A 12287-nucleotide genomic window follows, 5' to 3' on the forward strand; every position below is an offset into this window, starting at 1 on the left:
TTCGCGAGCAGGCTCGCTCCCACAAATGGAATTCGGATTGGACCGAAATTTTCCGCACAACCAATGCCCATGTGGGAGCGAGCTTGCTCGCGAAGAGGTCCTGTCAGGCACTGATGCATCTGAATGACACACCGTATTCGCGAGCAGGCTCGCTCCCACAAATGGAATTCGGTCTGGACAGAAATCTCCGCCACGACCAAGGCCCGATGTGGGAGCGAGCCTGCTCGCGAAGAGGTCCTGTCAGGCACTGATGCATCTGGATGACACTCCGCATTCGCGAGCAGGCTCGCTCCCACAAATGGAATTCGGTTTGGACAGAAATTTTCCGCACGACCAAGGCCCATGTGGGAGCGAGCTTGCTCGCGAAGAGGTCCTGTCAGGCACTGATGCATCTGGATGACACTCCGCATTCGCGAGCAGGCTCGCTCCCACAAATGGAATTCGGTTTGGACAGAAATTTTCGGCACGACCAAGGCCCATGTGGGAGCGAGCCTGCTCGCGAAGAGGTCCTGTCAGGCACTGATGCATCTGGATGACACTCCGCATTCGCGAGCAGGCTCGCTCCCACAAGGGGATTGCGAACTATTCTGAGTGTGTGTGTGTGTGTTGAACCAATCTAGAGCTGTCGGCCCTTGACCTTCAGGTGCCGCGCATACCAGGGGCGCTGTGGCACTTTGCGGAACAGTTCGGTCATGTTGTCTTCGTCGCCAAAAGTGATGCGCAGCGCCAGTTTCATGGTTTCCGGGTCCATCTCCACTGAACGTCCGACTTGCAGGCCGGGCACGGTGCTGCAGCCGTGGGTGTCGGGGCCGAGCCAGGGGTCGGCGACTTCCACCCAGCGTCCCGGTGCAAACCACGGCACGCCGTTGACTTCCAAACGGCTCACTTCGCCCGGATGAAAACGTTCATGGGCGCGGAACCAGTCTTCCAGGCGATCATCGATCCAACCATGAAAGCGCCAGAACACCGGGTTCACATGGGAGGAAAACGGATCACCGAGAAAGTCGTTTTCCGGCGCATACCAGCGCGCGGCGAAGTCCGCCTGATCGCGCGCCATCGGCACCGGAATGTCATTGGACGGATCCCGCGCCACCGAGGCCCAGCGCATGTGCAGCCAGTCGTGCAGGCCCAGTTCGACTTCCGAACCGAACTGGCCAAGGGTCAATTTCGACAAATAACGCGGGTCGCGGTACTGCGATTCCCAGACCAGAAAATTGCTCTGGAAAGTCTCCGCCGCTTTGATGTCGCTGACCCATTTGGTGTACTCGTCATCACCCTCGGCCAGCCAGGTCGGCGGCAGTGAGTTGCCGTCGTGGTTGTCGAAGTAACGGGCGAAACCCTGTCGGTCGCGCTCCAGCTCAGGCTGCGGCCGCGGGAACGCCGGCCAGGAAGGCAAGTCCTGCATCGAGCGGGCGATGCCGAGCATGTGCCGGTGCATAAAGAAAAAATCCACCCCCGAGCCATTGCGATCCTTGCTTGGCCCACGGGCGTCGCGCTCCTTGTCACGCGGCCCGGGCTGCCAGCCGATGCCGCGCAGCGCTTCGCGTTTTTTCTCCGAGAGCTTGTGCCACTTGTCGCGGGTAGCGTGCCAGAGCTGATGGAACAAACGATGCTCGGGCGCCACCAGCCAGGCCAACAGTTGCGGATTAAGCCCGGTGCGTTCACGGGCCTCGGGAAAACGCCGCTTGATAGCGATGAACTGATTGTCCAGCTCGGGCAAGGCCAACGGCCGATCCAGACGCAGTACCTGCCCGGTGAACGTGGCGCTGCCGGCATTGCCGAACGCCGCCCAGACTTCATCCAGTTTGACTTTGAATTCATACACCGGCGGCGCAAGCGGCGCATCGGTGCGCAGCAGGCGCCAATACATCTCGGCGCCGTTGCCCGGTGCCAGATCGCCAATCACTTGATAACGCACAGGCCCGTCGGCACGCAGATTCGCTCCGGTGTCGAGATAACCACGCAAACCGCGCCCACGATGGGCAATGTCGAGAAACAGCTCCAGGCCTTGCGCCGGCAGACCATCAAGCCCCGCCGCCGCACCGGTAAAGCGAATGTCCCAGACCCCGCGCAGATTGTCCGCCAGCTGTTGCCCGGCAGTGTCCGCCAGATCGACCGTGGCCTCGCCAGGGGTGATCGGAAACTCCTCGCGAGTCAGTTCACGATGTGCATAAAAAGCGGCAGGCAGCGCGGCGCCCGTGAGTGCCATGCCCGCCATGAACCAGCGTCGAGAGATCGTCATTGCCCTACCTGTGTCAGCCATGAAGCAGGCTTTATCCAAGCTAGGACGTTTGCTCGGCGCGGAAATTTACGCCGCCGGCAATCATCACCCGCGCCGCTGCCGGGCATTTGTAACGCACACCTAAATTAGCCGTGCAGCCACTCGTTCTTCCCAGATAGCAAAGGCCCCTGCGCCTGTACCTCGACGGCGAACCTGAATGAGATGGCAATGACAAAACCGCGTTGGAAAAAGGCTCTATTCATCGGCCTGCCGCTGGCCCTGGCGATCAGTGCCGGCGCAGGATTTCTGGCCTGGGATTACCTGAACAACCCCGGCTACCCGGTGAAGGTGATGAAACAGGCGAGCGAGTTGCAGGATCGCCTGCTGTCGTTCGACAGCCACATCACCGTGCCGCTGAGTTTCGGCAGCCATGACCACGAAGCCGACAAGGATGGTTCGGGCCAGTTCGACCTGGTCAAGGCCAATCGTGGGCGCTTGTCCGGCGCGGCGCTGACGGTGTTCGGCTGGCCGGAAATGTGGAACGGCCCGAACGCCCCGCACCGTCCGACCGAGGGTTTTGTCGAAGAAGCGCGCAATCAGCAGGAGGTGCGTTACAAGATCATTTCCGGGATTGTCCGCGACTTCCCCAATCAGGCCGGCATCGCCTACACGCCGGATGATTTCCGCCGCCTGCACGGCGAGGGCAAGTTTGCGATCTTCATCAGCATGCTCAACGCCTACCCGCTGGGCAACGATCTGAGCAAGCTCGACCTGTGGGCCGGGCGCGGCATGCGCATGTTCGGTTTCAGTTACATCGGTAACAACAGCTGGGCCGACTCGTCGCGGCCGCTGCCGTTTTTCAATGATTCGCCCGATGCCCTCGACGGTCTCTCGGACATCGGCAAACAAGCGGTGCAGCGCTTGAACGATCTGGGCGTGATCATCGATGTTTCGCAGATGTCGACCAAGGCCCTCGAGCAAGTCGCCGAACTGAGCCGCACACCGCTGGTGGCCTCGCACTCGGCGCCCCGGGCGGCTGTGGATATCCCGCGCAACCTCAGCGACAAAGAGCTGCAACTGATCAAGAACAGTGGCGGCGTGGTGCAGGTCGTCGCCTTCTCGCAGTATCTGAAACCGTTGACCCAGGGCACGCAGGACAAACTCAATGCGCTGCGTGCGCGCTTCGATCTGCCGCCACTGCCCAACCTCGCCATGGCACTGATGCCGGGCGATCCGATCATCACCGCCTGGTCGGAACAGAAGCTCGGCCAGTACGCCAGCGGCCTCTACGCGATCCTCGAAGAAGAACCGAAAGCCACCCTCAAGGACTTCGGCGACGCCATCGATTACACGGTGCGCAAGATCGGTATCGACCACGTCGGCATTGCTTCGGATTTCAACGATGGCGGCGGCATCAAGGGCTGGGAAAACGTCGGCGAGATCCGCAACGTCACCGCCGAACTGCTGCAGCGCGGTTACTCCGAAGCGGACATCGCCAAGCTCTGGGGCGGCAACTTCATGCGCGTCTGGGATCAGGTGCAAAAAGCCGCGAAACCGGCGCTGGCGTCACGCCAGGAGGTGGCTCGACCATGACTGATCGTCGCACTTTCCTCAAGCAGGCCAGCCTGCTCGCCGCCGCCCTGCCCCTGGGCGCCAGCCTGAGTGCTCCGGCGGCCATCGCTGCCGCGCCGACTGCGTCGCGGGACAAATGGGCGCAGTTGCGTCAGTTGTTCGAGCAGGATCCTCAGGCGATTCACTTCGCCAACTTCCTCGTCACCTCGCATCCGAAACCGGTGCGCGAAGCGATCGAACGCCATCGCGCGGCGCTGGATGTGAATCCGGGTCTGGCGATGGATTGGGATCTGGGCGTCACCGAGAAGCGCGAAGAAAATGTGCGCCACTGGGCCGGCCAGTACCTGCAAGCCAAACCGGCGCAGATCGCCCTGACCGGCAGCACCACCGAAGGTCTGGCGATGATCTACGGCAGTGTGCAGGTGCGCGCGGATCAGGAAATTCTCACCACGGTTCACGAGCACTACTCGACGCGCAACATTCTCGATTTCCGCAGCCGGCGTGACGGCACGCGCGTGCGCAAACTCACCCTGTTCGAAAACCCGCAGAGCATTTCTCTGGATCAGGTGCTCGACACGATCAATCGCAATATCCGCCCCGAGACCCGCGTGCTGGGCATGACCTGGGTGCATTCGGGCAGCGGCATGAAGCTGCCGATCAGCGAGATTTCGCGGCTGGTCGATGAGCATAACCGTCAGCGCGACGACCAGGATCGGCTGATCTACGTGGTTGATGGTGTGCACGGTTTTGGCGTCGACGACCTGAGTTTCCCGCAGATGAACTGCGACTTTTTCATCGCCGGCACCCACAAGTGGATGTTCGGCCCGCGCGGCACCGGCATCGTCTGCAGCCGCACCGAAGAACTGAAATACGTCAGCCCCAGCGTGCCGACCTTCTCCGAGGCCACGGCCTTCTCGACCATCATGACCCCGGGCGGCTACCACGCTTTCGAGCATCGCTGGGCGCTGGACGAAGCCTTCAAGTTGCACCTGCAACTGGGCAAGGCCGAAGTGCAGACGCGCATTCATCAGCTCAACAGTTACCTCAAGCAACGCTTGCAGGAGCACCGCAACATCGAGTTGGTGACCCCGCTCGACTCGCAGTTCTCCGCCGGCTTCACCTTCTTCCGGATCAAGGGCCAGGACAGCGACGCAGTGGCCGCCTGGCTGATGCAGAACCGGGTGATCTGCGACGCGGTCAGCCGCGATGTCGGGCCGGTGATTCGGACCGCGCCGGGCTTGCTCAACAGTGAAGCCGAAGTGGATCGCTTCATGGACATCCTCGGCAAAAAGCTGCTTGCCTGACCCTCGACTGCCGTTTTCCTTTCAAAGAGACGACCCATGAAAAAGCCTCACGCGTCACTCCTCTCCAAAGCCCTGCCCGCACTGGCGCTAAGCGCCCTCTGCGCTGCGCTGTTGCCCGGCAGCGCCCTGGCGGCGACCGCGCCTGCTGCGGGCAAAGTGTTTAAGGACTGCAAGGACTGCCCGGAAATGGTCGTGTTGCCAACCGGCAGCTACACCATGGGCACGCCGGATGATGAAGTCGGCCGGCAGCCGGACGAAGGCCCGCTGCACACCGTGACGTTCAGCAAACCGTTCGCTATCAGCCGCTCGCAGGTGCTGGTGGGCGAATGGGACGCCTATGTGCGCGAGACCGGCAACAAGCCCTACGACTTCGATGATCGTCCGGGCCGTCGTTGCACCGCCGGCAAGCCGGAATTCAAACAGACGCCCCGCGATCCGGCGGTGTGCATGAACGTCGCCGAAGCCCAGGGCTACATCGACTGGCTGTCGAAAAAGACCGGCCACGCCTATCGCCTGCAAAGCGAATCGATCCGCGAATACGCCGCGCGTGGCGGCAGCACCGGGCCTTTCCCCTTCCCGTTCGATGAGGGCAAGGATTACCAGATCTCCAAGCACGCCAACACCTACGGCGCGGCCGATGGCTACAACTTCACCTCGCCGGCCGGCACCTTCCCGGCCAACGCGTTTGGCGTGTTCGACGCCCACGGCAACGTCTACGAATGGACCGCCGATTGCTACCACCCGGACTACTCCGGCGTGCCCGCTGACGGTCGCCCATGGACCCAGGAAAACTGCGAACGCCAGGTCATGCGCGGCAACGACTGGGGCGAGGCGCCGATCTTCTCGCGCTCGGGCAACCGCAACAGCAGCTGGCCGACCAGCAAGGGCGACTGGCTGGGCTTTCGCGTAGTACGCGACCTCTGACACTGCCCTCGACGAGCGCAGCCACGCCTGCGCTCGGTTAAAGAAACTCCGCGACCATTCGTTTTCCTTAAGTACCGGCACTCCCTCCGCATCGAAGCAGGAATCCTCCATGACCAAGCCTACGCGTGGGGCGATCAACGAATTGTTCGCCCTGCTCAAGCCCTTCCGCCTGATCGTCTCGGCCTCCATCGTGCTCGGCATGCTCGGCGGCCTGAGCGTCACCGTGCTGCTGGCGACCATCAACAACGCCCTGCATTCCGATGACGGCCTGACCCGCACAGTGGTGATGATCTTCGCCGGCCTCTGTGCCCTGGCCCTGCTGACCACGATCCTGTCGGACATCGGCACCAACTACGTCGGCCAGCACATCATCGCCAAACTGCGCAAAGAGCTGGGGGAGAAAGTCCTGTCGGCGCCGATCGACCAGATCGAACGCTATCGCAGCCATCGCCTGATTCCGGTGCTGACCCACGACGTCGACACCATCAGCGACTTCGCCTTTGCCTTCGCGCCCCTGGCGATCTCCATGACCGTGACCCTTGGTTGTCTCGGCTACCTGGCCATGCTGTCGTGGCCGATGTTTCTGATGATGCTGGTGGCCATCGCCATCGGCACCACCATCCAGGCCATCGCCCGGGCCAAAGGCATGCGCGGCTTCTACGCCGCCCGCGATTGCGAAGACGAACTGCAAAAGCACTACAACGCGATTGCCGAAGGCGCCAAGGAACTGCGTATCCACCGCCCGCGCCGTCAGCGCATGTTCGTCGCCGGCATTCAGAAAACCGCCGAGAAAATCTGCGACACCCAGATCAGATCGATCAACACCTTCGTCATCGCCAAGTCGTTTGGCTCGATGCTGTTCTTCGTGGTCATCGGCATGGCCCTGGCCCTGCAATCGCTGTGGCCGAGCGCCGACAAAGCGGTGATGAGCGGTTTCGTCCTGGTGTTGCTGTACATGAAGGGGCCGCTGGAACACCTGATCAGCACCCTGCCGATCATCAGCCGCGCGCAGATTGCCTTCCGCCGCATCGCCGAACTCAGTGAACAGTTCTCCTCACCGGAACCGCACCTGTTGCTGCAGGATCAGGGCAGCAAGCCGGCCGCCGTCAACAGCCTGGAACTGCGCAACGTGCGCTACGCCTTCCCGCCCGTCGAAGGCAGCGAGCCGTTCCGCCTCGGCCCGGTGAACCTGCGCATCGAACAGGGCGACATCGTGTTCATCGTCGGTGAAAACGGCTGCGGCAAAACCACGCTGATAAAACTGTTGCTGGGGCTGTACGCGCCGACCGAGGGCGAAATCCGCGTCAACGACAAGCCGATCACTGCGGTCAACCGCGATGATTACCGGCAGAACTTCACGACGATCTTCGCCGACTACTACCTGTTCGATGACTTGATCCAGGGCGATCGTGAGGTGCCGCAGGATGCCACCCGCTACCTCGAACGTCTGGAGATCGCGCACAAGGTCAGCGTGCGTGACGGCGCGTTCAGCACCACCGACCTGTCCACCGGCCAGCGTAAACGTCTGGCACTGGTCAATGCCTGGCTCGAAGAGCGCCCGGTGCTGGTGTTCGATGAATGGGCGGCGGATCAGGACCCGACCTTCCGGCGGATCTTCTATACCGAGCTACTGCCCGACCTCAAGCGTCTGGGCAAAACCATCATCGTGATTTCCCACGACGACCGTTACTTCGACGTTGCCGATCAGCTAGTGCGCATGGAGGCCGGCAAGGTCAGAAGCGAACTGCAAACCGCTTGATCGAGGCAGCCGCGACCGGGCCGGAAAAAAACTTTTCCGGTTTGCCGCGGCTTCCTCGTCTTAATGAGATGAATAAGAACCATTAACAACTATACCTGCCAAGGTCTTAACCTCATGTCCGCATCCCGTTTCATGCTTCGCCCTCTGACTCGAGCCCTGCTGATGCACGGCGCGACCCGCACACGCCTGGCCGGTAGCGGCCTGGGTCTGGCACTGACCCTCGCGGCAGCGCCGTATGTCCAGGCCCAGGAATGGACCCTGAACATCCCGGCCCAACCGCTGGCTCAGGCCCTGCAGACCCTCGGTCAGCAGACCAGCCTGCAAATCGTCTACAGCCCGGAAAGCCTGCAAGGCCTGCGCTCCAGCGCCCTCAACGGCCGCTATCAGGATGACGAGTCGCTCAAGGCCATGCTCAGCGGCACCGGCATCCGCTATCAGCGTGACGGCAACACCGTCACCGTGCTCGGCCCGGCCACCGGCGGCAGTGCGATGGAACTGGCGCCGACCAACGTCAACGCCAACCGCCTCGGCGCCACCACCGAAGGCAGCAACTCCTACACCACCGGCGGCGTGACCATCGGCAAAGGCGTGCACTCGCTGAAGGAAACGCCGCAGTCGGTCACGGTGATGACCCGCAAGATGCTCGACGACCAGAACCTCAACACCATCGAACAGGTGATGGAGAAGACCCCGGGCATCACCGTCTACGACTCGCCAATGGGCGGCAAATATTTCTACTCACGCGGTTTCCGCATGACCGGCCAGTACCAGTACGACGGCGTGCCGCTGGACATCGGCAGCAGCTACGTGCAGGCGGACAGCTTCAACAGCGACATGGCCATCTATGACCGCGTGGAAATCCTCCGCGGTGCGGCCGGCATGATGAAGGGCGCGGGCGGCACCGCCGGCGGCGTCAACTTCGTGCGCAAGCGCGGCCAAGACACCCCGCACACGCAGCTGTCGCTGTCGGCCGGGACCTGGGACAACTATCGCGGCCAGGTCGACACCGGCGGCCCGCTGAACGACGCCGGCACTGTCCGTGGCCGCGCCGTGGTGACCCAGCAGACCCGTCAGTATTTCTACGATGTGGCTGAACGCCGCGACCAGATCTACTACGGCGCCCTGGACTTCGACCTCAGCCCCGACACCACCCTCGGTCTGGGCATGGCCTATGAAGACGTCGACGCCACCCCGTGCTGGGGCGGCCTGCCGCGCTACGCCGACGGCTCCGACCTGCACCTGAAACGCTCCACCTGCCTGAACACCTCGTGGAACAACCAGCGCAGCAAACGCGCCACCTACTTCGCCGACGTCAAGCACCAGTTCAACGATGACTGGTCGCTGAAAGTCGCTGGCGTGTACTCGCGCAATACTCAGGACATGGAATATTCCTTCCCGAGCGGCACAGTGCCGTTGGGCGCGACCGCCACCAACACGCTGATGCTCGGCAGTACCTATGATTACGATCAGCGCGACTACGGTTTCGATGCTTACGTCGACGGCAAATTCGACGCCTTCGGCCAGCAGCACGAACTGATCGTCGGCGCCAACGCCAGCCGTTCGCACAAGGACGACTTCTACGCGGTGGCGGCATTGCCACAGCGCCAGAACGTGTTCAACCCGAACCACAACATCCCGCAGCCGGATGAAAGCTACTACCTGGCCAACGCCTCCCGTGGCGGCCCGGTGGACATGCACATCAAGCAATATGGCGCTTACTCGATCGCCCGCCTGAAACTCGCCGACCCGATGACCCTGGTACTCGGCAGCCGGGTCAGCTGGTACAAATCCGACACCGACTCGGTGCAGTACTTCCGCGGTGAAGGCACCGAGGTCAACACCCAGTCCACCGAAACCGGCCAGGTCACGCCGTTCGCCGGCCTGCTCTACGACCTCAACGACAACCTGACCGCCTACGCCAGCTACACCGACATCTTCACCCCGCAAGGCTCGTACAAAACCATCGACGGCAGCACGCTCAAGCCGCTGATTGGCCAGAGCTACGAGCTGGGGATCAAGGGTGAGTGGTACGACGGTCGCTTGAACACCACATTCAACCTGTTCCGCACCATCCAGAAAGACGCGGCCCAGGATGACCTGCGGTGCGAAGACAGCTCCTGCCAGATCAACTCCGGCAAGGTCCGCGCCCAGGGCTTTGAAGCTGAAGTCAGCGGTGAAGTGATCGACCGCCTGCAATTGCTGGCCGGTTATACCTACACCCAGACCAAAGTGCTGGAAGACGCCGATGCTACTCAGGATGGCGCGGTCTACAACTCCTACGTGCCGCGTCACCTGTTGCGCGTCTGGGGTGATTACGCCCTGAGCGGACCGCTGGACCGTGTGACCATTGGTGCGGGTGTCAATGCACAGACGGGCACCTACCGCGTTTCGCCTCTGGGCGGGGACAATGTCGACGGCGCGGGTTATGCCGTCTGGAACGGTCGCATTGGTTATCGGATCGATGACACCTGGTCGGTGGCGTTGAACGGCAATAACCTGTTCGACAAGCGTTATTACGCGACCATTGGTACCGAGGGGTTCGGTAACTTCTACGGGGATCCGCGCAATTTTGTGATGTCGGTGAAGGCTGATTTCTGATTTTTTGATTTGAGCTGTGAGAGAGCCCCGCATTGTGAGATGTGGGGCTTTTTTGTTTTTTGGGATTGGGGGCATATCCATTGCTGCGGGTGTTGCCGCTGGCGGTTTCGCTCTTACAGCGAGTCCCTTTTTCAAACGCCAAAAAGGAACCAAAAGGCTTTGCCCCGGCGTACGGCCCGCTCGCTTGGGCTCGGGGTACCTTCGTTACGGAACCGATCCTGGCGCAGCGTCTACGGTTTGCTTCGCTGCACCTCCTTCCGCTGTGTACGACTGCGTCGTACGGTCGCTGCGCTCCCACGCCCGGATCGATCCCGTAACGAAGCCTGCCGAAGGGGCAAAAGATCAAGAGCCGGATCAAAAGCCAAAGCCAAAGCAAAAACAAAAGCAAAAGCCAGATCAAAAGATCGCAGCCTTCGGCAGCTCCTACAGTTGGATCGCGTGAATTCGATAGGAATTGGTTGCCTCGCAGATCGCCATCGCGAGCAGGCTCGCTCCTACAATTGGATTGGGTACACCCTCAAAAAACAGGTCGGCTTTAAGGCCGCCTTCGCGAGCAGGCTCGCTCCCACAGAAAAGCCAAGCAGCGCAGCTGCCCGCGGCGAAGCCGCCCCACTCAACAATGAGCGTTAGCTCGAGTGCTTTTGATCTTGATCCACCGGCGACGTCGGAAGGCTGAGTGGAGGGATTGATCCGGGCGTGGGAGCGCAGCGACCGTCTGGCGCAGCCAGACACAGCGGAAGGAGGTGCAGCGAAGCAAACCGTAGCCGCTGCGCCCGGATCGATCACGCAGCGAAGGAACCCGAGCCTGCGAGGGCCGAACGCAGGAGCTAGCGGTTTTTGCTTCCTTTTTTTGGCGCTTGTAAAAAATAAGTCGCCGTCAGGCGAAACCGCCAGCAGCCGCTACCGAAGCAACGGATATTCACCCAATCTCAAGAGCCGCGCAAGCCCCACCCACCCTCGAATAAACCTCCAGAACCCCAGGCACCACCGCCCCCAACCGCAACAAATCATGAGTCAACCCGGCACAAACCTCGACATCGACCTCAACCCCCTGCCCACGCAGCCTGTCGACATAAGCCTGCCCTTCATCCAGCAACGGATCAAACCCGGCAAGCAGCACAATAGCCGGCGCAACCCCGCGCAAATCCTCAGCCAGCAACGGCGAAAAGCGCCAATCCAGATAATCCTCCGGCCCACGCGCATAGTGCTGATAAAACCATTCCAGCGTGTCGTTCTCGAGCAAATACCCCTCACCAAACAACAGCCGCGAATCATGCACCCGCGAAGCATCGGTCACCGTATAACACAACAACTGCGCCTTCGGCGCGATAGCCACCGTGTGCGGCTGCCGCACAGCCTGAATCGCCAGCACCGTTGCCAACGTGGCACCCGCGCTGTCACCACCAAACGCGACCCGCGAACCATCCAGGCCGAGGCTCGCAGCCTGTTCCGCCAGCCAGGCCAAAGCGTCCTCGCCATCCTCCAGCGCCGTCGGAAAGCGGTGCTCCGGCGCCAGTCGATAACCGACCGAGAGCACCGCACACGGCGTGCGCTGGCAAAACTCGCGGCAGACGCCGTCGTGGGAATCCAGACTGCCAACGACAAACCCGCCACCGTGGAAATACACCAGCACCGGCAGCGGCGATTCAACACCGCTTGGCCGATACAAACGCAACGCCAGCGCCGCACCGTCACGGACCTGTGTTTCGATCTCAGTGACTTCAAGATCCTGCGGCGCCGGCCAGCGCAGTTGCGCGGTGGTCTGCTCGAAGGTGGCGCGGGCCTCGCTCGGGGTCAGTTGGTGCATGGCCGGCAGGCCGGCGTCCTGGCTGTCTTGAGCGAGGTCGAGGAAAGCTTCCAGATCAGGGTGTAACGACATCGATAAAAATCCTTGTATCCGCGATAGGAC

At 61.7% G+C, this 12287-nt stretch carries 7 protein-coding genes; 5 read left to right on the forward strand and 2 right to left on the reverse strand.

The features are described 5' to 3' along the window. Positions 1 to 616 precede the first annotated feature (616 nt). Positions 617 to 2242, reverse strand: coding sequence for a PvdJ/PvdD/PvdP-like protein (locus tag OC605_RS11670; protein ID WP_262137244.1), 1626 nt, complete (start codon positions 2240 to 2242; stop codon positions 617 to 619). 207 nt (positions 2243 to 2449) lie between these two features. Here OC605_RS11670 and pvdM point away from each other — a divergent pair, with 207 nt between their 5' ends. The 5 genes from pvdM (at position 2450) to OC605_RS11695 (ending at position 10378) form a co-directional block, all read left to right on the forward strand. After that, positions 2450 to 3814 carry a pyoverdine-tailoring dipeptidase-like protein PvdM gene (pvdM, locus tag OC605_RS11675; RefSeq protein WP_101160093.1) on the forward strand — a complete coding sequence of 455 codons (1365 nt, stop codon included), beginning with the start codon at positions 2450 to 2452 and terminating at the stop codon, positions 3812 to 3814. Next, positions 3811 to 5097 carry an aminotransferase class V-fold PLP-dependent enzyme gene (locus OC605_RS11680; RefSeq protein ID WP_262137247.1) on the forward strand — a complete coding sequence of 429 codons (1287 nt, stop codon included), beginning with the start codon at positions 3811 to 3813 and terminating at the stop codon, positions 5095 to 5097. Before pvdM ends, OC605_RS11680 begins: the two co-directional genes overlap by 4 nt. A gap of 36 nt (positions 5098 to 5133) precedes the next feature. After that, complete coding sequence (locus tag OC605_RS11685) at positions 5134 to 6021, forward strand: formylglycine-generating enzyme family protein (RefSeq protein ID WP_016773898.1); 888 nt, start codon at positions 5134 to 5136, stop codon at positions 6019 to 6021. A 109-nt stretch (positions 6022 to 6130) separates the two neighbouring features. Then, positions 6131 to 7780 (forward strand): cyclic peptide export ABC transporter, encoded by a 1650-nt coding sequence (locus tag OC605_RS11690; protein ID WP_262137249.1) that lies wholly within the window; start codon positions 6131 to 6133, stop codon positions 7778 to 7780. 114 nt (positions 7781 to 7894) lie between these two features. Continuing rightward, positions 7895 to 10378 (forward strand): TonB-dependent siderophore receptor, encoded by a 2484-nt coding sequence (locus tag OC605_RS11695; protein WP_177421669.1) that lies wholly within the window; start codon positions 7895 to 7897, stop codon positions 10376 to 10378. A gap of 919 nt (positions 10379 to 11297) precedes the next feature. Here the strand turns inward: OC605_RS11695 and OC605_RS11700 are convergent. Then, complete coding sequence (locus OC605_RS11700; protein ID WP_262137252.1) at positions 11298 to 12257, reverse strand: alpha/beta hydrolase; 960 nt, start codon at positions 12255 to 12257, stop codon at positions 11298 to 11300. Between the last annotated feature and the right edge of the window lie 30 nt (positions 12258 to 12287).

Origin of the sequence: Pseudomonas sp. Marseille-Q5117, assembly GCF_946901175.1 — a bacterium.
GTDB classification, from domain to species: domain Bacteria; phylum Pseudomonadota; class Gammaproteobacteria; order Pseudomonadales; family Pseudomonadaceae; genus Aquipseudomonas; species Aquipseudomonas iranensis.